This window comes from Bacillus sp. WC2507, from assembly GCF_052656125.1.
Genome location: NZ_JBQXPN010000001.1, coordinates 298766 through 324458, shown reverse-complemented (window position 1 = coordinate 324458; position 25693 = coordinate 298766). Strand labels below are relative to the sequence as shown.

22 protein-coding genes and 4 tRNA genes are annotated in these 25693 nt (G+C 34.9%); 4 read left to right on the top strand and 22 right to left on the bottom strand.

What is annotated here, in order from left to right; translation table 11 throughout:
- The first annotated feature begins 236 nt into the window (after positions 1–236).
- Positions 237–638 carry a hypothetical protein gene (locus ACUN28_RS01840; protein WP_016085364.1) on the top strand — a complete coding sequence of 134 codons (402 nt, stop codon included), beginning with the start codon at positions 237–239 and terminating at the stop codon, positions 636–638.
- 182 nt (positions 639–820) lie between these two features.
- Here the strand turns inward: ACUN28_RS01840 and galE are convergent, their stop codons facing one another.
- The gene (gene galE / locus ACUN28_RS01835) at positions 821–1837 is read right to left on the bottom strand and encodes a UDP-glucose 4-epimerase GalE (protein ID WP_016085363.1); all 1017 of its coding nucleotides are present in this window, start codon (positions 1835–1837) and stop codon (positions 821–823) included.
- Between the two features lie 219 nt (positions 1838–2056).
- Positions 2057–2704, bottom strand: a complete 648-nt coding sequence (gene trhA, locus ACUN28_RS01830; protein ID WP_016085362.1) for a PAQR family membrane homeostasis protein TrhA — start codon at positions 2702–2704, stop codon at positions 2057–2059.
- A gap of 164 nt (positions 2705–2868) precedes the next feature.
- On the opposite strand from trhA, the gene ACUN28_RS01825 reads away from it, so the two are divergent.
- Positions 2869–3429 (top strand): DUF1836 domain-containing protein, encoded by a 561-nt coding sequence (locus ACUN28_RS01825; protein ID WP_016085361.1) that lies wholly within the window; start codon positions 2869–2871, stop codon positions 3427–3429.
- Positions 3430–3619: 190 nt separating this feature from the next.
- Here the strand turns inward: ACUN28_RS01825 and ACUN28_RS01820 are convergent, their stop codons facing one another.
- From ACUN28_RS01820 to ACUN28_RS01810, 3 genes are all read right to left on the bottom strand, one after another.
- The gene (locus ACUN28_RS01820; protein ID WP_016136950.1) at positions 3620–4858 is read right to left on the bottom strand and encodes a hypothetical protein; all 1239 of its coding nucleotides are present in this window, start codon (positions 4856–4858) and stop codon (positions 3620–3622) included.
- Positions 4859–5137: 279 nt separating this feature from the next.
- Entirely contained in the window at positions 5138–6583 is a 1446-nt protein-coding gene (gene dbpA / locus ACUN28_RS01815) for an ATP-dependent RNA helicase DbpA (protein ID WP_016085359.1), read from the bottom strand.
- 188 nt (positions 6584–6771) lie between these two features.
- Positions 6772–7803 (bottom strand): acyltransferase, encoded by a 1032-nt coding sequence (locus ACUN28_RS01810; protein WP_016085358.1) that lies wholly within the window; start codon positions 7801–7803, stop codon positions 6772–6774.
- A gap of 240 nt (positions 7804–8043) precedes the next feature.
- Here ACUN28_RS01810 and guaC point away from each other — a divergent pair, with 240 nt between their 5' ends.
- Both guaC and pepF read left to right on the top strand, forming a co-directional pair.
- Positions 8044–9027: a GMP reductase gene (guaC, locus tag ACUN28_RS01805; RefSeq protein ID WP_000432444.1), complete on the top strand. Its 984-nt coding sequence runs from the start codon at positions 8044–8046 to the stop codon at positions 9025–9027.
- Between the two features lie 136 nt (positions 9028–9163).
- Positions 9164–10981 carry an oligoendopeptidase F gene (pepF, locus tag ACUN28_RS01800; RefSeq protein ID WP_016085357.1) on the top strand — a complete coding sequence of 606 codons (1818 nt, stop codon included), beginning with the start codon at positions 9164–9166 and terminating at the stop codon, positions 10979–10981.
- A 37-nt stretch (positions 10982–11018) separates the two neighbouring features.
- Here the strand turns inward: pepF and ACUN28_RS01795 are convergent, their stop codons facing one another.
- The 17 genes from ACUN28_RS01795 to ACUN28_RS01715 form a co-directional block, all read right to left on the bottom strand.
- Positions 11019–11897, bottom strand: coding sequence for a radical SAM/SPASM domain-containing protein (locus ACUN28_RS01795; protein ID WP_016085356.1), 879 nt, complete (start codon positions 11895–11897; stop codon positions 11019–11021).
- Positions 11898–12078: 181 nt separating this feature from the next.
- Complete coding sequence (rlmH, locus tag ACUN28_RS01790) at positions 12079–12558, bottom strand: 23S rRNA (pseudouridine(1915)-N(3))-methyltransferase RlmH (RefSeq protein ID WP_001027000.1); 480 nt, start codon at positions 12556–12558, stop codon at positions 12079–12081.
- 59 nt (positions 12559–12617) lie between these two features.
- Positions 12618–12803 carry a CxxH/CxxC protein gene (locus tag ACUN28_RS01785; protein WP_001052827.1) on the bottom strand — a complete coding sequence of 62 codons (186 nt, stop codon included), beginning with the start codon at positions 12801–12803 and terminating at the stop codon, positions 12618–12620.
- Between the two features lie 53 nt (positions 12804–12856).
- On the bottom strand, positions 12857–14032 hold the full coding sequence (locus tag ACUN28_RS01780; protein WP_016085355.1) for a S1C family serine protease: 1176 nt from the start codon (positions 14030–14032) through the stop codon (positions 12857–12859).
- Between the two features lie 63 nt (positions 14033–14095).
- Positions 14096–14890, bottom strand: coding sequence for an MBL fold metallo-hydrolase (locus tag ACUN28_RS01775; protein WP_000522836.1), 795 nt, complete (start codon positions 14888–14890; stop codon positions 14096–14098).
- Positions 14874–15716: a two-component system regulatory protein YycI gene (locus ACUN28_RS01770; protein WP_016085354.1), complete on the bottom strand. Its 843-nt coding sequence runs from the start codon at positions 15714–15716 to the stop codon at positions 14874–14876. Before ACUN28_RS01770 ends, ACUN28_RS01775 begins: the two co-directional genes overlap by 17 nt.
- Entirely contained in the window at positions 15697–17013 is a 1317-nt protein-coding gene (locus ACUN28_RS01765) for a YycH family regulatory protein (RefSeq protein WP_016085353.1), read from the bottom strand. Before ACUN28_RS01765 ends, ACUN28_RS01770 begins: the two co-directional genes overlap by 20 nt.
- Complete coding sequence (gene walK / locus ACUN28_RS01760; protein ID WP_000755363.1) at positions 17010–18851, bottom strand: cell wall metabolism sensor histidine kinase WalK; 1842 nt, start codon at positions 18849–18851, stop codon at positions 17010–17012. The genes ACUN28_RS01765 and walK overlap by 4 nt, the downstream gene beginning before the upstream one ends.
- 3 nt (positions 18852–18854) lie before the next feature.
- Positions 18855–19562 carry a cell wall metabolism DNA-binding response regulator WalR gene (gene walR / locus ACUN28_RS01755; protein ID WP_000971865.1) on the bottom strand — a complete coding sequence of 236 codons (708 nt, stop codon included), beginning with the start codon at positions 19560–19562 and terminating at the stop codon, positions 18855–18857.
- 283 nt (positions 19563–19845) lie between these two features.
- Positions 19846–19918, bottom strand: a tRNA-Phe gene (locus ACUN28_RS01750).
- A 41-nt stretch (positions 19919–19959) separates the two neighbouring features.
- Positions 19960–20035, bottom strand: a tRNA-Asp gene (locus ACUN28_RS01745).
- Positions 20036–20056: 21 nt separating this feature from the next.
- A tRNA-Glu gene (locus ACUN28_RS01740) sits at positions 20057–20128 on the bottom strand.
- Between the two features lie 13 nt (positions 20129–20141).
- Positions 20142–20217 (bottom strand) — tRNA-Lys (locus ACUN28_RS01735).
- A gap of 140 nt (positions 20218–20357) precedes the next feature.
- A complete protein-coding gene (locus ACUN28_RS01730) occupies positions 20358–21647 on the bottom strand; it encodes an adenylosuccinate synthase (RefSeq protein WP_016085352.1) in 1290 nt (429 codons plus the stop codon).
- 214 nt (positions 21648–21861) lie between these two features.
- On the bottom strand, positions 21862–23223 hold the full coding sequence (gene dnaB / locus ACUN28_RS01725; protein ID WP_001286242.1) for a replicative DNA helicase: 1362 nt from the start codon (positions 23221–23223) through the stop codon (positions 21862–21864).
- Positions 23224–23250: 27 nt separating this feature from the next.
- Complete coding sequence (gene rplI, locus ACUN28_RS01720) at positions 23251–23697, bottom strand: 50S ribosomal protein L9 (protein ID WP_000864237.1); 447 nt, start codon at positions 23695–23697, stop codon at positions 23251–23253.
- Complete coding sequence (locus tag ACUN28_RS01715; protein ID WP_016085351.1) at positions 23694–25667, bottom strand: DHH family phosphoesterase; 1974 nt, start codon at positions 25665–25667, stop codon at positions 23694–23696. Before ACUN28_RS01715 ends, rplI begins: the two co-directional genes overlap by 4 nt.
- Positions 25668–25693 lie beyond the last annotated feature (26 nt).

Sequence of the window (25693 nt, the reverse complement as noted above, 5' to 3'; positions counted from 1 at the left end):
CAATGTATCACATAATAAAAACGCTTTCAATAATGCGTAATGCAATTAGAAAGCTAATAGGATTATTTGATTATAAACGCACTTTACCAATGATACAAGTATTGGAATATTATTCAACATTACATTTTTTATTTCTATAAAAAATTAATAGAATGATACATTTTCCCTATTTCATTCTATCAATGATCTGCATAGAATATTGTAAAATCATATTAAATTAGAAAGGTCTGATATTTATGCCTCCTCATTATCCACATCAAGCTGTTATTCATTCAACAGGTGTATTAACAAGAGAGCCTGCAACAGTTTCAGCAGTAATAAACATTGTAAATTTAGATGCATATTATGCACACTATATAAATATAGAGGTTTGGGATTGGTCTAACTATTCTAGTCCTGTAAAATTACCTGTATTTATTGGTGAAGATACAGTTGTAGAATTTCCATACCTTTTACAAGGCAACAATCTAGCAGTATTTTATGCTAATTTAGATGAAGCTATTAATTTGTATGAAATTCGTATTTCTTATCCTACTCACTCCAATATTATTGCAAATTGTTTCGGACGAAGCGTACCGCCTTATACAAGCCAAGAAGGTAATACGGTGTATCATAAACAACTTGTTCGCATTCATTAATAGTTCTTTCCTCTATCTAAAATTGATATAGAACAAATTGCTGTTCAAACGCTATGATCAGTAATATGTTCTCTTTCCTAAAGTGAACATATTACTGATCTCAAGTAGTATAATAAAGAATACAATTTATTATATACATAAAATATCCTACAAAATAATAAGAGAATACTTTACTAACTACCTTAAATCATTTGATAGCCATTTTTATTATTTACTTGCCATCTCCAAGAATCTACACACATCTCTTCTAACCCATATTCCGCTTCCCATCCTAATTCTCGTTTCGCTTTAGATACATCAGCAAAACATATTGCTACATCACCGGGACGACGCCCTATCACTTTATAAGGTATTTTTTCACCCGAAACCTTCTCAAAAGCCTTTACCATCTCCAATACACTATACCCTTTACCTGTGCCAAGATTATATGCCTCGATTCCTTTCGTCTCAAGTACTTTCTCAAGTGCCTTCACATGTCCTTTTGCAAGGTCAACAACGTGAATATAATCACGGACACCTGTCCCATCTTTTGTTGGATAATCGTTTCCGAATATATTTAACTCCTTTAACTTACCTACCGCCACCTGCGTTACATATGGCATTAAATTATTCGGAATCCCATTTGGATCTTCTCCAATACGGCCACTTTTATGTGCTCCAAATGGATTGAAATAACGGAGTAACGCAACACTCCATTCATCATCAGCTTTTGCTACATCACGCATAATTTGCTCAATCATTAGTTTTGTTTGCCCATACGGATTTGTCACACTCAGCGGAAATTCTTCTGTAATTGGTGATGTTTTTGGAATTCCATATACAGTTGCAGATGAACTAAAAATAAATTTTTTAACATTATGTTTCTGCATCACATCACATAGTACGATTGTACTTATTATATTATTATAATAATATGTAAGAGGAATTGTAGTCGATTCCCCCACTGCTTTAAATCCAGCAAAATGTATAACCGCTTCAATATTATTTTTCAAAAAAATCTCATTCATTTTTTCACGATTTAAAACACTTTCTTTATAAAATTCAAATTGTTTCCCTGTTATTTCTTTTACTCGGTTTAAAGACTCGATTGAACTATTTGAAAGATTATCTACGACTATAATTTTATAATTATTATTTAATAATTCTATACATGTATGACTACCAATATATCCTGCTCCACCCGTTATAAGTATCGCCATATATAGTCCCCCACTGATTATTAATTATAAAATTTTATAACCTCAATACACATCTATCCTACCACGAATAGACTGATAATTCTAAAAATATTTTTAATTATTATTTATAAAAAAAGAGCCACATAACCTTTAAGTTATGCAACTCTTCAACATACATATGTGTCTATATCTTTTTTTATTAATCAAGAAGAATAAAAATCACTTGGAAATTTTATATTGTTAAATTACGTAGCAATATACACTTAAAAAGTGGGCAAGGCTTCCCAATAACACGAACACGTGAAAAATTTCATGATGCCCCATATGTTTAAACTCTAACCACTTTAGCTTTGTTCCATAAATAAATCCACCAATTGTATAAAAAATGCCTCCAAGCACTAAGAGCATTATACCTCCTGCACTTAAGTTAGCAGCTAACGGTGCAAAGAACAGAACAATTAACCAGCCCATTGTAATATAAATTGCTGTTGATAACCATCTCGGGCAACTAAACCAAAACATTTTAAAAACAATACCACAAACGGCAGTTGCATAGACTAAACAAAATAATAATAAACCGTTTGCGGAATGTAATGTAATTAAACAAAATGGTGCATATGTACCTGCAATCAATATAAAAATCATAGAGTGATCAAGCTTCCTAAAGAAATAAATAACACGTTCACTGGCTACAACACTATGATATACAGCTGATGCTGTATACAGAACCATCATTCCGATCCCAAACAACATAACAGCTGTAATTGCCGCAAAAGATGGCATCTTAACAGAAACTTTTACAAGCATAGCTAATAATGCAACAAATGATAATACAGCTCCTCCCAAGTGGGTAAAAGCATTAACCGGTTCTCTTATATACGCATTCATATAAACACCCCTCATATAATTACATGTAGTTTTGATAACTACATGTAATTATATACGCATTATTATTAGAGGTCAACATTTACAATTCATTTGTTTCGTAATACCATATTTAGAGATAAACTAAACATTATGCTCCACTAAGTTATAAAAGTGAGGGGTTCTACGTGGAAAATATAAATAAATTGCTTGAAACATTACATTTAGAAAAAAATATTACACTCGAGGATATTCCAAATGTCGACTTGTATGTAGACCAGGTTGTCCAACTATTTGAAAATACTTATGCGGATACAACAAGAACTGATGATGAAAAAGTATTAACAAAAACAATGATTAACAATTATGCAAAAGGGAAATTGTTTATTCCAATCAAAAATAAAAAATACTCAAAAGAGCATATGATTTTAATCAGCTTAATTTATCAATTAAAAGGGGCTCTTTCCATTAATGACATAAAAAGCTCCTTAGAAAATATAAATGAATCCTTATTAAGCGATGATTCATTCGAATTAAATATGCTATATAAAGAGTATCTTTCTCTTACCGAAAACAACGTCCAAAGCTTTAAACAAGAAGTAAATAACCGTATTTCAGAAGTAAGTGAGATTTCTTCCTTAGAAGATCAAAACTTAGAGAAGTTTTTATTACTAACATCATTCGTGTCGATGAGTAATATGTATAGACGCTTAGCTGAGAAGTTAATTGACGATTTAAAAGAATCCTAATAACCATAAAACGCTACCTACTTTTAGGTAGCGTTTTATTAACTTCAACTATCTGAATGATTGTAGTATTTTAGAAATTATGCTTCTAAGTATCTTCTCATCTTTGATTTTTCTATTGGAATTTTACTCTTTCAATAAAAAAGTACATTCTGCATATTAGCAAAATGTACCTCCCCTAAAATTATAATTTTTACTGCTTCTTTATTAACAATTCAAAGCGATCATAATACTCTTTTACTAATAATTTACACATAGCATAGAAAATGAAAACATTAATAATAACAATAAACATTCCCATATTTGTATTAAAGCCCGCGTACAGAACCATTACTATATTAAAAAAGATTGTTAACGTTAATCCTAAAGCTATTCCTGTCCACTTCATTTCATATAGTAGTAAAAAGATGACAAATACTAACGCTGGGAAAGCGTATCTCTCATGTATTTGCGTAGGTAACATAAAGAACGCAAAACTTATAAAGGTCGCAGCTTTTAATAGAACCGCTGTATTCATGTGACGATGGAAAAAGATATACAGACAAGTCAACGCTGCCGCAATAGACAAGAGTATTAATCCAACTGTTTTCAATGTAATATGCGGTAAAATTTGAATCGTATCCACTGTATTAGGATCCGTACCAATTGCGTAATACCAAATGTTCATAGCAAATACAGTTACTGTTGGGAACGTACCTACCGCATTTAAATATGCTTGTTTTAACATCGTGATAAATGTTCCATACGCTGCGAAATAAAGACCGAATAGTAATAAAGGAATACAGAACCCGATTACAAATTTGGTTAATTGCTTGCCTTCTTTTTTTTCCCAAATGATTTTTAAGAAATACATAGCAAAAACAGGGGCAATTACGATTGATTGAAATTTAGCTAGTAGTGCTATAGCGTAAATAGCACCAGACCAAGTTGGCTTAGACATTAATAATAAAATTGAACTAACCATCAATATGCTATGTAGCATATCTACTTGCCCCCAAATAGTTCCATCCACTATAACGGCTGGACTAAAGGCAAAAAATGTTACTAATGCTGCTCTCATAATCGAATTGTCTATTCTTTTAGAAACTATAGCAAAAATAATAATAGCTACTACTTCAAATACAATGGACGGGATTCGAATTAAAACACCCGCAGCTTCCACATGTATATTTAAAAATGACAATATTTCTCCATAAATACCTAAAAGAGCTAAGAAAAATGGCGGATAGTTTACTAAATCCCCATGTGCATACACATCACCTAGTCCATATTTACCTACAGTATTCATCCAATCCACGAAAAATAGTTGATCTCGTTCGTATCCTTCTAAATGAAATGCTAAATATATACGTAATAAAAGAGAAGCAAAAATTGCTAAGAACAAATAAAAATGAAGCCAATTCAAATTTCGCTTATCCCCAATCAAATTCATCAATGAAACACCGTCCTTACTTCTATATATTTTTAAGTAACAATATTAAAATTCTCCCTGATTTTCACATTCGTTATTGAAAAAAATCAAATGAAAATACTATTATGTTTAAAAAAAATCGTCAATAGAGATTATTCAAGCTCATTATGAATTACTCTCTCTATTGGTTACCTTCAAATATAATTAATTTATTAGCTAATTTCCCTATGAAAACAATTGGCTATTATACCTCTATATGAATAATAAAAAACTATCCACCTTTATAGTGGATAGTTACCCTCACTTAATTGCCTCATGAACTTTTAATTGTTTACCTTTTATCGTCGTATTCTTCATGACCTTTAAAACAAGTGGCCCTTTTCCGTTTAATATTTCAACATATGAAACATTGTCTTGTATTGTAATAATACCTATATCTTCAGCGGAAACACCTTGAATTTTAGCAATTGTACCGACGAAATCTACCGCCCTAATTTTCTTTTTCTTTCCGCCATTAAAGTACAATTTCATAATCCCTTTGTTTATATCTGCATTTTTATCTTTCTTTATAATTGGTTTAGCATATATCTTTTCCTCAAATACTGCTTTCCCTTTTATAACTTCTTCTTTTGAAGGGGCCAGTTCTTTTGGAATTTCAAACCCAATATATTCCTCAATCTCTTCTAAAAATCTATTTTCATAAGGCGTTATAAATGTAATAGCTTTTCCATTATTACCAGCTCGTCCTGTTCTTCCAGTACGATGTACATAACTTTCTTTTTCTAATGGAATATCATAATTAATAACATGTGTAATATTATCAATATCAATTCCTCTCGCAGCTACATCAGTTGCTACTAAATAACGGAATTTTCCTTTTCTAAAATCATCCATAACTTCAAAACGATCTTCTTGTACCATACCACCATGTATTTTGTCACAAGGATAATTAACTCGTTTTAGCTGTCTATATACATGGTCTACGTTTTCTTGTGTACGACAAAAAATAATGCAACTATCTGGATTCTCAATCGTTGTTACATCTTTAAGAAGTGAAAGCTTCTCTTCTTCTCTCACTTCAAAAAGTCTATGTTCAATTTTATCTGTTGTAATCCCAGCCGCTTTAATTTCAATATGAGTTGGTGCATTCATATATGTACGGGATAACTTTTCAACATCTTCCGGTAAGGTTGCTGAAAATAGCATTGTCATTCTTTTTTTAGGTAATTCATCAATAATTGCCTCTACTTGATCGATAAAACCCATGTTTAGCATTTCATCTGCTTCATCAATCACTAAATATTTCAATCGATCTAAAGAAAGAGTCCCTTTTTCAATATGATCCAACACACGTCCTGGAGTCCCTACTACAATATGCGTCTTTTGTTTTAACTCTAATTTTTGACGCGCAAATGGAGATTTACCATAGATTGCAGCAGCTTTAATTCTTTTGAATCGCCCTATATTCGTAATATCTTCTTTCACTTGAACAGCAAGTTCCCTTGTTGGTGTTAAAACTAATGCTTGTGGTTTATTTTCTTCCCACTCTACCATTTCACAAAGTGGTATACCGAACGAAGCCGTTTTTCCACTTCCCGTTTGTGACTTTACAACAAGGTCCTTCTTTTGCAACGCAACTGGAATAACCTCTCCTTGCACTTCTGTTGGATGCTCATATCCTAAACCAGTAAGTGCTCGTCTTACTTCTTTACTTAATGCATAATTACTAAAGCTTTTTTTACTCATATATTAACCTCATTTGATTTTATATTTAACCTATTATGTTCTTCATGCCTCACTTTAGACTATAGTAAGATACTATATTAATCCACTGTTTTTAATTCGTTTAAACCTAAATTTATCTAAATATAATTTTAAAATAGTAAAGGGCAGCCTTAATAATAAGTCTGCCCTATCTATACCATATTCATTTTTTACGGAACTAGTTTTTTCACAACTGGTATTCTTTGCAATACTAACGTAATTGCCATACTAAGAACAATTGTAATCGTTACATTAATAGGTATTGCCAATATTGCATGCACACGCTCATTTACCTTAGGGAAAACCATATACAACAAGTTATTTAATAAGAAGAAGTGAAGAATATAGATTCCAAGGCTTGCTTGATTTATAAAACGGAATAACAATGGTAATTCTCTTTCTGATTTTTGGAAAGCATATTTGAAAAATACAAATAATCCAATTGCCATCAGTACAACGCCTGGCGCAAAGTATCCGTACCAAAACTGCTCTAACTGTCCATTTGCTTTTACTGTATAGTAATAAGTAATAAAGAATGTACTAATAAATCCTACAAATCCTCCAATGTAAGAAATATTTCTCCATTTTTTCGAAATATCAAAATTAGATAAATAATAACCAAGTAGGAAATACCCTACATAATTTGTAACGTAAAATAATTCAATATTAAAGTTGATCGGATAATAATATTTCGCTAAATTGACTACAACAGATGCATATAGCCATAAAATTAAAAAGTATTCTATTTCTCTTTTTTTAGCGTTCTTCACAAAGATTTTCAGTAGAGGTGTAATCAAGTATATCCCTACAATCATGTATAAGAACCACAAATGTCCCCCAATAGTATCTGTTAAAAAGTGCTTGATCCCTTGCTTTAAAGATACTGGGAAATATCCTGCATATGCTCCATATGCATAAAATATAGCGCTCCAAGCTACAAAAGGTATAATCACTTTACTTGCACGCTTCTGTAAAAATTCCCCGACTGAAATATCTTTTGTCCCCTTTAACAATAAAGCTCCACTAATCATTACAAAAATCGGAACACTTGCACGTGAAATCGATTCAAATAGATTACCAGCCATCCAGCGTGAAACATTATTGGCATCTAAAACGGCAACATAACCAGCAGAAACGTGAATTGTAACAACTGCGATTGTCGCTAATACTCGCAACCAGTCCATATACATTAATCGCTTCATTAAAATCTCTCCCAAATTTGTATATTTAATTTTTTCTTTGCCTCACATAATTCTATATCAGAAAATCCTATATTAAAACATTTTTTGACAATACAAACCTATAATCAACTTAAATAGACTCAATTTGTAAATATAAACATCAAAACCTTTGACTTATGAGTGAAAATAATGTAAATTATCTTTTGGACGAACATTTTTAAATGAAATGAATAAAATATTCGTATTTTAGGGGTGTAAACGATGGAAAACGTATTCGACTATGAAGATATTCAATTAATTCCTGCAAAATGTATTGTAAACAGCCGATCTGAATGTGATACAACTGTCACTTTAGGTAAACATAAATTTAAATTACCTGTCGTACCTGCAAATATGCAAACGATTATTGATGAAAGAATTGCAACTTATTTAGCTGAAAATAATTACTTCTATATCATGCATCGTTTCCAACCAGAGAAACGAATCTCATTCATTAGAGATATGCAATCACGTGGATTAATCGCTTCTATTAGCGTTGGTGTAAAAGAGGACGAGTATGAGTTCGTACAACAATTAGCTGCTGAGCAACTTACACCTGAATACATCACGATTGATATCGCGCACGGACATTCTAATGCTGTGATCAACATGATTCAACATATTAAAAAGCATTTACCAGAAAGCTTCGTTATCGCTGGAAACGTTGGAACTCCAGAAGCGGTAAGAGAATTAGAAAACGCTGGTGCTGACGCAACAAAAGTTGGTATTGGACCTGGTAAAGTTTGTATTACTAAAATTAAAACAGGCTTTGGAACTGGCGGTTGGCAACTAGCTGCACTTCGCTGGTGTGCAAAAGCTGCAAGTAAGCCAATTATCGCTGACGGTGGTATTCGTACACACGGCGACGTAGCTAAATCTATTCGATTTGGAGCGACTATGGTTATGATTGGTTCTCTATTCGCTGGTCATGAAGAGTCTCCAGGGGAAACAATCGAAAAAGACGGCAAACTTTATAAAGAGTACTTCGGTTCTGCTTCTGAATTCCAAAAAGGCGAGAAGAAAAACGTTGAAGGTAAGAAAATGTTCGTTGAGCATAAAGGTTCTTTAGAAGACACTTTAATCGAAATGGAACAAGATCTTCAATCTTCTATCTCTTACGCTGGCGGAACAAAATTAGACTCAATTCGTACTGTAGATTATGTAGTCGTGAAAAACTCTATTTTCAACGGTGATAAAGTATATTAATTTTTAAATTTAACTCGAAGGACAAGTATTTTTATGCTTGTCCTTCTTTTTATGTATAAAAATGTTAAATATTTTCATTTAACTGAATTTTCTAGTATCATGTTTTTATATACTTATAATAAGGGGGATATAATAAATGAAAGATGTAATTGAGAAACGCCATATTCGCGCAGAAGTTCCTACTGAACTAACATGGGACCTCTCTGATTTATACGAATCTGATAAAGAGTGGGAAACTGCATTACGTGTATTAACAGATGATATAAAAAAACTTGATGCGTTTAAAGGACAATTACATACTAGCCCTACTACCTTATTACATTGCCTACTTTTAGAAGAAGAGCTTTTAATGAAGTTAACAAAACTATACTCCTATGCAAATTTAAAAGAATCTACTGATCGTACAAATCCAATTATTCAAGCGAACTCTTCCAAAATTGCCGCTTTATGGACGAAAGTACATACGGCACTATCCTTTATTCATAATGAAATCCTCTCATTCGATGAAGGTACAATTGAAAAATATTTAACTGAAGAAACACAGCTTGAACCTTTCCGTAAATCATTACTAGACATACTACAAAAAAGGTCGCACACGCTCTCTCCTGAAACAGAAGAAGCTCTTGCTGCGCTTGGCGAAGTACATAGTTCTCCATACAAAATTTACGGTATGACTAAATTAGCCGATATGGATTTTACCTCCATACAGGACGAACAAGGAAACGAACTCCCTGTCTCATTTGCATTATTTGAGAGCAAATATGAGTTTTCTCCAAGCGTAGACATACGCAGAAAAGCATACTCATCATTTGTTTCCACCTTGAAACGATATAAAAATATAGTGGCAACAACATATGCTACTGAAGTAAAAAAACAAGTAACACTTTCTCGTTTACGCAAGTTTGAATCTGTTACGCATATGCTTTTAGAACCACAAAAAGTCCCACTTGAAATGTATAACAATCAACTTGATATTATTTATAACGAATTAGCGCCTCATATGCGCCGTTTTGCAGATTTAAAAAAGAAAGTATTAGGACTCGATCAAATGCTGTTCTGCGACTTACATGCACCTTTAGATCCTGAATTTAATCCGACAATTACTTACGAAGAAGCTGGAAAACTTATTCAAGACTCTTTACAAGTACTCGGCAATGAATATAGTTCCATTATCAAAAAAGGATTCAAAGAAAGATGGGTCGATCTTGCAGATAATGTAGGGAAATCAACAGGTGCATTTTGTTCAAGTCCATATGGTTCTCATCCATACATTTTAATTACATGGCAAAATACGATGCGTGGATGCTTCACATTAGCCCATGAATTTGGGCATGCTGGTCATTTTTATTTAGCAAATAAAAACCAGCGTATTATGAATGTACGTCCATCTATGTACTTTGTAGAAGCACCGTCTACGATGAACGAATTACTATTAGCCCAGCATTTATTAGCGACTACTGACGATAAGAGAATGCACAGATGGGTCATTCTGCAACTACTCGGCACGTATTATCATAACTTTGTTACTCACTTACTTGAGGGAGAATATCAAAGAAGAGTATACACTCTAGCAGAAAAAGGCGAAGCACTTACAGCTACAACTTTAACTGAAATAAAAACAAATGTACTTTCTACATTCTGGGGAGATTCCGTAGAAATTGACGAAGGCGCTGGCTTAACTTGGATGCGTCAACCTCATTATTATATGGGCTTATATTCTTACACCTATTCCGCAGGCCTCACTGCATCTACTGCGGTAGCCCAAATGATTAAAGAAGAAGGACAACCTGTCGTTGATCGCTGGTTAGATGTACTTCGCGCTGGTGGTACGATGAAACCACTTGAATTAATGAAACACGCCGGAGTAGATATGTCCAAACCAGATGCAATCCGTAAAGCTGTTTCTTACGTCGGTTCCTTAATTGATGAATTAGAGCGCTCTTATCAAGAATAAAAAATAAGCCCTCGCTTTATGAGGGCTTATTTCATATTTACTTTCCAAATCTTTTACGGTATCCACATTTCCTGCATAGCTCTTCGACTGCAACTCTTTTCGAAAATCCATCGACAATGTTTGTTGCTCTTTCACCTTCTATAATGTTAGAAAATGAGTCATTATTAATATTCCCAAGGTTAATAATTCCCTCACCATCTAAACAGCAAGGAATAACCGTTCCGTTCGCTAAAATTCCAGCCTGATTACGAAGACCGTGACAGAATCCTTTTCCATCATCCTCTTCTTCATGTAATGCCGGCCACTGGAATTCATAGTCTTGATTAATAAAGACACGGTCCGCAATTTTTATACCTTTTCCTGGTGTAAGCTTCTCTTCAATTTGATAAGATAGATCAAACTCATTTTCAATGATGGATAATAAATCTCTATTTTTCTGGATTTCAGCATTTGTTTTATTATCCTGAGTTAAATTCCATAACCTTAGCGAAACAATTAAATCCGATTGACTTGTCGCTTCCCTAATAAAGGAAAGTATACTTCTTACATAGCCCTCTTTATCTTGCGAGCCTGGGTGTCCATCAAAACTGTGCAGTGAAAAATTCATTTGTCTTAACGCAGGCTTATTTAACAGTCTATGCCTTCTCTTATTAATTAACGTTCCGTTCGTTGTAATATTAACTTTAAACCCTTTTTCATGGCTTAAATCTAACAGCTGATCTATTTTCGGATGAAGCAACGGCTCACCCTTCACGTGCAAATAAATGTAGTCTGTGTGAGGTTTAATTTGGTCTAATCTTTTAGCAAAATCCTCCACAGAAATGAATTGCTTCTGCCTTTCCGTCGGCGGACAAAAGCTGCACGCAAGATTACATACACTCGTAATCTCCAAGTAAAACTTTTTAAACTTCTTCACCTTTAATTCCTCACTTCTATGACTACTTATACTTTTTTCCTCTTCATATTACATCACACTTTTTTAGAAATAGAAACATACTTATTTTAGGAAACCTATATACCATCTATTAATGTTTAAAAGACCATCGGTAATTTTTGTCCAATGGTCCTTTTTACTCTTGTTATATATAAAAGTAGTTTTATTTATGATACGGTTCACCACGATTAATCCGAAATGCTCTATACACTTGCTCAAGCAATACTAATCGCATTAATTGGTGTGGTAATGTCATCTTTGAAAAAGAAAGGGATTCGTTTGAACGCTTCATTACTTCTGAACTTAGTCCAAGGGATCCACCAATTACAAAGGCAACTTTACTCTTTCCATATGTAGCAAGACGATCTAAGCTTATCGCAAATTCTTCTGATGATTTTTGCTTTCCTTCTATCGCTAACGCAATCACGTGCGTATCATCAGAAATTTTATCCAGTATACGTATACCTTCTTTTTCTTTTACAATTAACATTTCTGCTTCACTTAAATTTTCTGGTGCCTTTTCATCTGGCAATTCAATTACTTCTACTTTTGCGTATGCAGATAATCGTTTTAAATATTCTGCTATACCTTGTTTTAAATATTTTTCTTTTAATTTCCCAATTGAAATAATCGAGATATTCACACGTATTCCCCACCTTACAAACATGTTATCCACAGGACTTATCCACATATCCACAAATGTTACCCACATATTGTGTGAGAATCTGTGTTCGATACAACATATGTCGCCTCATTTTGACAAAATTCACATGTTTTTTTCTCTTTTTCTGAGTTATCCACATTGTTGATAACTGGTGCAACTTCACACTCATCCACAATAATATCTAAAGCTAATTCAACATGTTCTAAACAACAAGGTAAATTCATATTCTTCACCTCACTTTTCTACAATAGAAAACAGGAGGTAGGCCCTCCTGTTTTTAATACTTTTGAATGCCTAGTTTAACCGTTGTTGTTGCTCGTTTTGTACCACGATAAAACGTAAGAGTCATTTTATCATTAATTTTTTTATCATATAAGGCCGTACGGAATCCGATAATATCGCGAACCGGTTTTCCATCTACTGCTACAATTACATCGTGTTCTCGTAAACCAGCATCTGTACCTGGCGAAGGACTTTTCACATCTAAAATGCAAACTCCCTCTGTTACATTGCCTGGTAAATGCAATGTTTTTGACCAATAGTAGTTTGGAATCTCATTTAATGATCTCAGTTCAATTCCAACATACGGTCTTCTTACTTTTCCATACTTCTCTAATTCATTCATAATTGGAACAGCTCTAGTAACAGGAATAGCTAGCCCAATTCCTTCTACTTCTTTTGCAGCAATTTTCATTGAGTTAATACCAATTAATTGACCTGCTGCGTTTACAAGCGCACCACCACTATTACCTGGATTAATTGCTGCGTCTGTTTGCAATACTTCTACTTGCCAATCATAATGTCCATCTTGATCTAAGTCTACAGGGACAATACGCTCATTAGCCGAAATTATGCCTTGTGTGACGGTTCCAGAAAATTGTAGCCCTAGTGGGTTTCCAATCGCAATGACTGGTTCTCCTCTTCGAACAGTATTAGAATCGCCAATCTCAATTACTTTTTTCACATGCTTTGCATCTATCTCTAGTACAGCCAAATCTGTGACTACATCGGTTCCTAATACCTTTCCTGAAACCTTCTTACCGTCACTTAAACTTACTTCAATACGATTTGCTCCAGCAACAACATGATTATTCGTTACAATATAAGCTTGACCATCTGTCTTCTTATAAATTACACCTGATCCCGTACCTGCTTCTGAATCTGCCTCTGAAAAATTATCTCGTTGAATATTAATAACTCCAACAACAGCTTCAGACGCGCGATCAACAGCATCCACAAAGCTAATCTGTTTAATTCCTTGAGCTTCGGCCATATTACTTCCACTTGCTTCAGCTTGCGGAAACGCGTCCGTATCATTTGAAAATAAAGGAGCTCCAAATGCAAATAATGAAGCTCCTACAATTGTTCCTGCTATGCTAGAAATAACAATACCTTTATGCTTCTTTTTCCTTGCACGTTTCATATGGTAATTTTCTTCATCAATAAAGGACATATTTGTTCACCTATCTTCCTGAAAACAACTATATTCACCTTTATTGTTTACTAAAATGAAGAATTATACGTATTGAATTTTTGTAGGCATTTTCGGATCTGTATCGTGAATTTCAAAAGCTTCTCCCACTCCAAATCCTTTTTCCTCTAATACTTGTGATACTGACATACGTGCTAGTTCTTTCATGTTATTATCTAAACTTAAATGGGCTAAATAAATATGTTTTGTCTCATCTGTAATTACATCTGCCATCGCTAATGCAGCATCCTCATTACATACGTGCCCAACATCACTTAAAATACGTCGCTTAATACTCCATGGATAACGTCCCATACGAAGCATTTCCACGTCATGATTACTTTCAAACACGAAAGCATTAGCTCCCTTAATAACACCTTTCATACGGTCACTCACGTACCCCGTATCTGTAATAAGGGCTAACTTTCTATTATTATTATGAAAAGCATAAAACATCGGCTCTGCAGCATCATGAGAAACTCCAAATGATTCGACCTCAATATCGCCGAATGTTTTTACATCCCCAACTGAGAAAATAAATTTTTGCTCAGTTGGGATATTTCCTATTAAATGTTCCATTGCATTCCATGTTTTCTCATTTGCATAAACAGGCAAATCATATTTACGTGCTAATACACCTAATCCTTTAATATGGTCACTATGTTCATGTGTTACAAGAATACCTGATACATCATTTATATTTAGTTCTGCCTGTTTAAATAAAGCCTCTGTTGCTTTACCACTTAAACCTGCATCGACGAGTAATTTTTTTTCATCCGTTCCTACATATAGCATATTCCCTGTACTTCCACTTGCAAGCACGCTAAAATGCAAACCCATTCTTTCTCACTCCAGTATGTTCATCAACCACTTGATTTTCCCTTTCCCCTAGTTCCATAACTTGTCCTTCAATTGCATTTACAAAGAAGTCCTGTTTCTGCTCCGTTTTTAAATTCCATGTTGGAGCGAGTACTTGGTTATTAGAAGTAGATGCGGTAAGGGTGGCATAACCAATTTGTGCTTCTTTTACATGTGTATTCCCATGAACTTTATTTTTTAAATACAGATTTTCTAAAGCCGTTTGGGCAGTAATAATTTCTTGCTGTTTCGTTTTTTCACTTTCGCCCATTTCTTTTAAATCAGTTAGCATCGTCTGCGTATACGACACAAGTTCATTTTTTTCATTTAATTCCACAACAATCATTGCCTGATCGTTATAGAAAATAGGCTTATCTTTATATTTTTGGAAGAAGTAAATTTTAGAGTCTTTCATCGCGCCAAACTCATACTTTTGTCCATCCAATACATAGTTCTTCAAAAAATCACTATACTTGTCTTTAGATAATGATTTTGTATTTAAAAAGGGCTCTTTTAGCTTACTTTCTATCTTGTACATATTTTGTATATGCGCCGTTTGATTTTTTAAAGACTGTACATCTTCTTCTTTAAATGCCTTGTTTTCCGCCCTAATAAATGACTCTTTTTTCGGTTCTTTAGGGAAATTACCCATAGTAATTTTGTTTGCTTTTAATTCTTGATCTATCTTTGTTTCTGCAATAAGCTCCAATTGATTACTATCTTGCTTTTGAATGAATTGAAAAATGAGAAAGAGGTCCAAAACAAAAAAGGTCACAATAAATATGGTTTTAATCCGATCCCAATCCATTTAGTCCTCCCTCACTCCACTCATATATTTTTTGTTTGCCAGCTTCATCTTCAACAAACTTTACATACCAGATTGGCTGTAGTCGAGCCACTTGCCCATCTAGTGATAATTTGTATCCAATACCAATGTCTTTAATGAATCGTTTATCTACCGCGGCATTATTTTCTAAAGATGCTATCACAACGTGACCTGATGGAAGAGTAACCTTCTGTTCTATACCTTTCGTATTTAAAGACAACAATGGTCTTTCATATTCCATTACTTCTTCTGATCCCCATACTTGTCTCAATTCAGCTAATCCATCTGTATTGAATACGGAATATCCATCTTCATGTAAACGGAATACTGTCTGTCCTTTATTCATATAGTCCAAACGATATGAATCCAAACTCCCACTGTGACCATTTACAAAATCAAAGCTTTTTTGTAAAAGCATTAAATTATCTGTCGTTTTCTCACTTGAAACAGAAGAATTCTTATACTTTAGCATATGATGATCGTTTTCAATCTCCATGGATCTAATACCATCTGTAAATGTCTCTTTCGATTTCTCGGTAATTGGGCTTAAATAACGTGGGTCACTAAAAAGAGCATTCTTAAATGTATCAACTGCTAAATTAGATGAAATATATGTTATATTATTTAATTCTGTCGTTCCATCTGGTAAAAATAGCTTCTTCATATCATTAATTTGATAATCAAAGTAAGGTTTCGCCGATACTATAAATTGATTTTGTGCGTTTACAACATCTTTTAAATACACACCACTTAATTTTGCTTCATATATTCTAGAGTTATCACTATCAGAAACAAAATTAATTTTAATTTCTTGATCTCTACTTCTAGAAGGATCAAGAATAATTCGATTAAAATGTTTCGGCTTATCTATACTTTTTTCTTTCATATTAAACATAGATTTAACTGCATCAAATGGGACGTTGGTAGGAAAAACAAGCTCAATTTTCCCTTCACCATGCACATAAGAAAGGAAATCAGCCTTAGCAATCGATATCTCTCTGAAATCATGTAATTCCCCTGCTTCCAAAGGTTTATAGATTGATTCTATATCTCCCTCTCTTTTGCTCCCGTAATGATTTTTATCTTTATGCACGATGATAGAAGTAGGGCGGACAACATCAGCGATTTTAGTTTGAGTAGTTCCTTCGTTCCCCTGCACAAATTTTGCGTTTTGCATAGATGTGGAATCTGGCACATACGTCCATAAGTTAAAAGTAAGAAATAGGCTAATTACAACTAAATTAATTAAAACTATCGTTTTAACATTTTCCATACTCATTCCCAATCGTCCTCTTCATCCGCTGCCATTGGCAATGTGAAATAAATAGTTGTCCCTTTTCCTTCCTCACTCTTCGCCCAAATCGAGCCACCATGTGCCTCAATCATTTCTTTCGCAATTGCTAATCCAAGTCCTGTACCACCCATTTGTCTGGAACGTGCTTTATCTACGCGATAAAAACGTTCAAAGATTTTATCGACGTTTTCTTTCGGAATACCCATTCCTTGGTCGCTTACACTAATCTCTAATAATTCCCCGCGATCACGTAAGCGATATGTTACTGTTCCACCTTCTGGTGAATACTTTAATGCATTCGAAATAATGTTATACAAAACTTGCGTAATTTTATCCGTATCCATATCAATAAATCGGGATTTTTTAGAGAAAGATCGTTTAAAACTTACGTTTTGCTCTTTAGACATTTCAAAACGATCAATAATGTTATTAAAGAAGTCAGTAAAGTCGACCCACTCTTTCATTAAACGATGTTCTGTACTATCAAGTTTAGATAGTTGCAATAACGCATTTACAAGTCTAATCATTCTTTCTGTTTCTTCTTGTGTAACTGTTAAAAATTGCGGTGCAATATTCGGATCTTGCCACGCACCGTCTGTAAGTGCCTCTAAATAACTGCGCATTGTTGTTAATGGCGTTCTTAATTCATGAGAAACGTTTGCTACAAACTCACGGCGTTCCCTTTCTATACGCTCCTGCTCAGTTACATCATATAATACGGCAATTAAACCATTTGCTTTCCCTGTCTCTTTTTGAATAACAGAGAAACTAGCGCGTAAAATATATGGCTCATTTCTTGTACTAAAATCTAATAAAACAGAATCCGGCTCTTCATATAAATGATCAAGTGTAAATTCTTCTTGTATCCCTAATACTTCTAAAACAGACTGATCGAGCGCCGTTTCACGCGAAACATTTAGCATCTTTTCCGCAGGATCATTTAATAAAATAATGTCCCCTTTTCGGTCAGTAGCAATTACTCCATCTGTCATATGTGATAAAACAGATGATAATTTACGTCTTTCACTTTCCGTTGAAGAACGAGCTTGTTGTAATTTTTTTGATAAATTATTGAAAGATAATGCTAATTGTCCAATTTCATCATGGCTATGCACTTTTACTTTCCTTGAATAGTTTCCTTTTGCCATTTCAATCGCTTGTCTTCGCATATCTGAGATTGGTCTCGTAATCGTTTGAGCTAACAAAATTCCAAGTACAGCTGTTACGAGTAATGCAATTACAGTTCCAGTCGCAAAAATTTGATTAATATCCTTCATCTGTTTATAAACATCTTCCATAGATGCAACAATGTAAATAACACCAAGTGCATCTTTGCCGTTATCATCTAGAATCGGAGTAAGCATAACTTGTACGCGATGGCCCGTACGGCCATCCTTCTCAATTTTCACTTCTGGCTTTTTTTGTACCAATACCCGCTGAACAGCTATATCAGTTGATGTTCTATTTACCTTATTTTGCTTTGACTCATCTGAAATAGCGAGTAACTTTCTATGCGAATCAAATACACTTACCTCTTGAATATCTTTCTTTCGATCAGAGGCAAATTTTCGAATTGACGTTTTAATCGTTTCATCTGTTGACTCTGTTTCTGCTTTTGTATAACTTTTTTTAAACTCTTGTTTCAAGTTATACGCTAATAAGTTCGTTTGCTGCGTTAAAGAATCTCTAAAGCCTTGTACAAGGCTCTTTTCTAACTCTCTTACGAAATATACTCCAATAACTTGCATAGCTATTAATATTAATAGCATATATATGAGTACAAATTTTAAATGAATAGATTGAAAAAAACCGACTTTCTTCATATACTATTCCTGCTCTGGGTCACGCAAGTAATACCCTACTCCACGTCTAGTTACAATTAAAGTAGGATGACTTGGATTATCTTCAATTTTTTCACGTAAACGACGCACTGTTACATCCACTGTACGTACATCTCCAAAATAGTCATAACCCCAAACTGTTTGCAATAAATGTTCGCGTGTCATAACTTGTCCTAAATGTTTTGCTAAATAATGTAGTAACTCAAATTCTCGATGTGTAAGTTCAATATTTTCCTCACGTTTCGTTACACTATACGCATTTGGATTGATAACAATTGGTCCAATAACCATTTCCGTATTTTCTTCTTTTTCTGCAGCACCACCTTGTTGATGACGACGTAAATTCGCCTTCACGCGAGCAAGTAATTCCCTCGTACTAAATGGCTTCGTTACATAATCATCTGCCCCAAGCTCAAGCCCTAATACTTTATCGATTTCAGAGTCCTTTGCTGTAAGCATAATAATCGGCATTTCTGAGCTTTTACGTATTTCACGGCAAACCTCTAAACCATCTTTACCTGGTAGCATAATATCTAATAAAACCATATCTGGCTGTTCTTCATTCGCTTTCTCAATTGCTTCATCACCATCATGCGCCATTACAATTTCAAAACCCTCTTTTTCTAGGTTGAACTTCAAAATGTCCGCAATCGGCTTTTCATCATCAACTACTAAAATTTTCTTTCCCATCATCGTCTATTTCCTCCTCATAAAAATATGGTCAATGATTCTTAAATATATTGATGTTTCTATAGTATATCCCTATATGACAGCAACCTTTATTTAAGTGTTCTCTCCTCTATTCTCATAGACTCATGTATGATCCACCTTTACACGGAATCCTATACGATCTACAGAAAAACCTCTAGCTTCAACTGCTAGAGGCTCCTCATCCTATTGTAAAATAACTACACACATTTGTAAAACTACACAAAATAAAAAGGATATTAAGTGGGCCCACTTAATATCCTGAGAGTGGCTCGGGACGGAATCGAACCGCCGACACGAGGATTTTCAGTCCTCTGCTCTACCGACTGAGCTACCGAGCCAAAACTATATATAAAACCACTAATGGTGGTATAAACAAAAGTGGCGGTCCCGACCGGGGTCGAACCGGCGATCTCCTGCGTGACAGGCAGGCATGTTAACCACTACACCACGGGACCAAAAATGAACATAAAAAAACATGACCCGTACGGGATTCGAACCCGTGTTACCGCCGTGAAAGGGCGGTGTCTTAACCACTTGACCAACGGGCCACGAAAAATAAAATGGTGAGCCATGAAGGATTCGAACCTTCGACCCTCTGATTAAAAGTCAGATGCTCTACCAACTGAGCTAATGGCTCATACTCACCAACGTCATATTTTCGTGACGACAAGATGTATCATAACATATCTTCTTTATTTTTTGCAACACCTTTTTTATTTTTTTATAAAAGATAAGAAAAAACTCATGCGGACATGAGTTTTTTCTCAAAAATATCAATTAAGCTTCGTATACGTTACGAACGATATTTGTTTGGTTACGATCTGGTCCAACTGAGAACATAGATAATTGAATTCCTGTTAACTCAGAAACACGTTCTACGTATTTTCGTGCATTTTCAGGAAGCTCGTCTAATGATTTTACACCAGTAATATCTTCTTCCCAACCTGGAAGTTCTTCGTATACAGGCTCACATTTCGCTAAAATGTTTAAGTTCGCTGGAACTTCATCGATAACTTCGCCATTGTATTTGTAAGCAACACAAATTTTAAGAGTTGGAATACCTGTTAGAACGTCGATAGAATTTAATGATAGATCTGTTAAACCACTAACACGACGTGCATGTCTTACAACAACACTATCAAACCAACCTACGCGGCGTGGTCGACCAGTTGTCGTTCCATACTCACGACCAACTTCACGAATTTGATGACCAATTTCATCATTAAGCTCAGTAGGGAACGGGCCATCACCTACGCGGCTTGTATATGCTTTACATACACCTACAACGCGAGTAACTTTCGCAGGACCAACTCCAGTTCCAACTGTTACACCACCAGCAATCGGGTTAGAAGATGTAACGAACGGGTACGTACCGTGGTCGATATCAAGCATAACACCTTGTGCACCTTCAAATAATACACGTTGATCGTTATCTAGTGCATCATTTAATACAACAGACGTATCACATACATATTGCGCGATTTGTTGTCCGTACTCGAAGTACTCTTCAAAGATTTCTTCTACACTGAAACCTTCTGTATCGTACATTTTTTCAAATAAACGATTTTTTTCTACTAAATTGCGCTCAAGCTTTTCTTTAAATGCTTCACGGTCTAAAAGATCAGCCATACGAATACCAATACGAGCAGCTTTATCCATATATGCAGGACCGATACCTTTTTTCGTTGTACCGATTTTGTTATCACCTTTACTCGCTTCTTCTAACTCATCTTGTTTTAAGTGATAAGGTAAAATAACATGCGCACGGTTACTTACGCGTAAATTATCAGTACTTACACCACGATCGTGTAAGTATTTTAACTCTTCAAGTAATGCTTTCGGATCTACTACTAAGCCGTTTCCGATTACACAAATTTTCTCTTTATAGAAAATACCAGATGGAATTAAGTGTAATTTATATTTAACTCCGCCGAAAACAATTGTATGTCCCGCGTTATTTCCACCTTGATATCTTGCAACTACTTCCGCATGCTCAGAAAGAAAATCAGTGATTTTACCTTTTCCTTCGTCGCCCCATTGTGTTCCTACAACTACTACTGAAGACATTATTAAAGCACCTCCGCAATTTTCAAACGATCTATTCAAACAATATAATTGTACCAAAACCGAAAAAGAAGTCAACCAAAAAGCGAACATTTTTTTATAAAAAAACATTTTCGTTCGTAAGAATTATATTTTCACATTATGAAAGCCTTATCTTTCCTATAAAAAAAAGAAACACATCTTATTATAAGAAATGTGTTTCTTTTTTATACTATCTTTATGCAGGCGGCGCATGTCCATCCTCGAAGCGACGTTCTAAGTTAACGAACTTATTGAACTCTTTAACGAATGCGAGCTCTACTGAGCCTACTGGACCGTTACGCTGCTTTGCAATAATAATTTCAATCGTATTTTTATTTTCCGTTTCTCGGTCGTAGTAATCTTCACGATATAAGAAGGCTACAATATCAGCATCCTGCTCAATACTTCCCGATTCACGAATATCAGACATCATCGGACGTTTATCTTGACGAGATTCTACACCACGAGATAACTGTGACAAGGCAATAACAGGCACTTGCAATTCACGCGCAATCCCTTTTAGTGTACGAGAAATCTCAGATACTTCCTGCTGACGGTTTTCTCCTGATTTCCCGCTTCCTTGAATAAGCTGTAAATAGTCAATCAAAACCATCCCAAGACCTTGTTCTTGCTTTAATCTACGACATTTCGCTCGAATCTCATTTACTTTAATCCCTGGTGTATCATCAATATATATACCAGCATTAGAAAGGCTACCCATCGCCATCGTTAATTTCGCCCAATCATCAGAAGTTAATGATCCGGTACGAAGTCTTTGCGCATCAATATTTCCTTCTGCACAAAGCATACGCATAACAAGCTGATCAGAGCCCATCTCCAAACTAAAAATCGCTACATTTTCATCCGTTTTCGTCGCTACGTTTTGTGCGATATTTAATGAAAATGCGGTTTTCCCTACTGATGGACGTGCCGCTACGATAATTAAATCATTTCGCTGGAAACCTGCGGTCATCTTATCTAATTCAGTAAATCCAGTTGGTATCCCAGTAACTTCACCTTTTTGATTATGCAAAAGTTCAATTTTATCATAAGCATCTACAAGAACATCTTTAATGTTTTGGAATGCTTTTGCATTTGTTTGGTGAGATACTTCTAATATTTTTTTCTCAGCCTCATTTAGAAGGCCGTCCACGTCATCTTCTCTCTCGTATCCATCTGACACAATATGAGTCGCTGTTCGAATTAAACGACGTAAAAGTGCCTTTTCAGCGATGATACGTGCATAATATTCTACGTTAGCAGCCGTTGGAACAACTTCTGCTAACTCTGCTAGATAAGAAACTCCACCAACTTCTTCTAATAATCCTTGATCAGCCATCGCTGATGTCATGATTACTAAGTCAATCGGTTCTCCTTTATCAGATAACCCAAGCATGACTTCAAAAATCTTTTGATGTTTCGTTCGATAGAATGAGTCAGGTACTAATAGTTCCGATGCTGACGTTAACGCATCCTGATCAATCAATATAGCACCCAAGACTGCCTGCTCAGCTTCTATATTATGCGGAGGGGTACGATCAGCCATTACATCACTCATACGCAATCCTCCTTGCTTAACTTATTTTTATTGTTCACTAACATGAACTTTTACTGTTGCTGTTACTTGCGGATGCAATTTCACAGTAACATTTGTATAGCCTAATGCACGAATTGCATCATCCATTTCAAATTTACGCTTATCAAGTTTAATCTTGTGTGATTTTTGCATTGCATCTACGATTTGTTTGCTCGTAATAGAACCGAATAAACGGCCACCTTCTCCAGATTTTGCCTTTACTTCTACAGTTAGTTTCTCTAATGTTTCTTTCAATTCTTTTGCATTTTCAACCTCTGCTGCTGCATCTTTTTCCTCTTTGCGCTTTTGAGCTTCTAAAGTTTTCATACTGCTATTTGTTGCTTCAGCAGCTAATCCTTGTTTTAATAAGAAGTTATTTGCATAACCATCTGGTACGTTTTTTACTTCTCCTTTTTTCCCTTTACCTTTTACGTCTTTTAGAAAAATTACTTTCATGATTGTGTGCCTCCCTGTAAATAGTCATCAATAACAAATCGAAGCTTCTCCTCAGCTTCATCTACTGTAACATTTTTCATTTGTGTGGCTGCATTCGTTAAATGCCCACCACCGCCTAAATTTTCCATAATTAGCTGCACATTCACTTCACCTAAAGACCTGCCGCTAATTCCAATGAAATTCTCGCCACGTTTTGCAATAACAAATGACGCAATAATTCCTGTCATTGTTAATAATGTGTCCGCCGATTGCGCAATAAGCACTTGATCGTAGTAATCATCACTATCAACTTTTGCAATCGCAATTCCATTTGTATAAATGTACGCATTTTTAATAGCTTTTGCAACCCGTAAATACTGATCCATATCTTCTTTTAAAAGCTCTTGTACAAGTACAGTATCTGCACCATGTGAGCGTAAATAAGAAGCAGCATCAAACGTACGAGCACCCGTCCGGAATGTAAAGCTTTTCGTATCAACAATAATACCCGCTAACAATGCTGTCGCTTCTAACATTGTCATTTTTAAATTTTTCGGTTGGTATTCAAGTAATTCTGTAACAAGTTCTGCCGTAGAAGAAGCATATGGCTCCATGTAAACAAGCAATGGATCTTCAATAAAATCTTCTCCTCGGCGATGATGGTCAATAACAACTACATTTTCAATTTTGCGTAAAAGCTTTTCTTCCATCACCATTGAAGGTTTATGCGTATCAACAACTACAAGTAAAGAATCATCATTTGCAAATTCCATCGCTTGTCCTGGTGTAATAAAGTGTGACCATAATTCTTCGTTTTGTTTCACTTTATCCATCAAACGCTTAATTCCCTTATCAGAATCATTTTCATCTAGCACAATATATCCTTTGCGCTCATTTAATTGCGCTACCTTCAAAATACCAATCGCAGCACCAATTGCGTCCATATCAGGAGCCCTGTGCCCCATTATAATGACATTGCTACTTTCTAATACTAAATCCTTTAATGCATGCGAAATAACTCTGGCACGTACACGAGTACGTTTTTCAACCGGATTTGTCTTACCACCATAAAACTTAACTTTACCTGTTGCCTGTTTAATAGCTACTTGATCTCCACCACGGCCAAGCGCAAGGTCTAAACCGGACTGCGCCATCGCCCCAAGCTCTGATAAAGGTAAATCACCTGATCCAACACCCACACTTAAAGTAAGTGGTATATTCCTTTTGGAAGTTTCTTCACGCACCTGATCTAAAATGCTAAATTTCCCTTTCTCCATCTGCGCTAAAATACTTTCATTTAGTACAACGAAGAATCTTTCTGAAGATGCACGTTTTAAATATGCCCCATACTTAACGGCCCATTCATTTAGTCGTGATGTTACCAGACTTGTTATATTCGTACGTAATTGATCATCTAAACCTTGTGTAACTTCATCATAATTATCTAAATAAATGACAGCCAAAACAGTACGTTGATCCTCGTACATCTTTTCGATCTCTGTTTGTTCCGTTACATCAAAGAAATAAATTAACTTTTCTTCCTTCCTTACAAAAACACGAAACTTTCGATTATTTAAAGAGACTATATCATCGGAAGTTTCTCCCTTAATAAAAAGAAGTAACGTTTCTGATACATCATAAAGGTGCCATCCAGCTAACGCATGCTGTCCCAGACATGAAGATAAATAAGGATTCGCCCAATCAATCCCATAATCCTTATTGTATAACAAAATACCGATCGGCATTTGGTTAAATGCCTCATTACTCACTTTCTTTACCCTTGTAATCATATCTGTCGTATGTTTTTCAAAATTCTTTTGAAAGGTAAGTTCAAATCGTACAACAACAAAAAGGACGATACAAAAAATAAAAAAGGCGGCTATCCCCATCATTAAATGAAAATAACAGAGGATCGAAATGAGCACAAACACGAAGAATGCCAATACATAAACAGGATATAAAAACCACTGTTTCTTATAAAATTCAGGCATGTATACAACTCCTATAAAGTAAAACT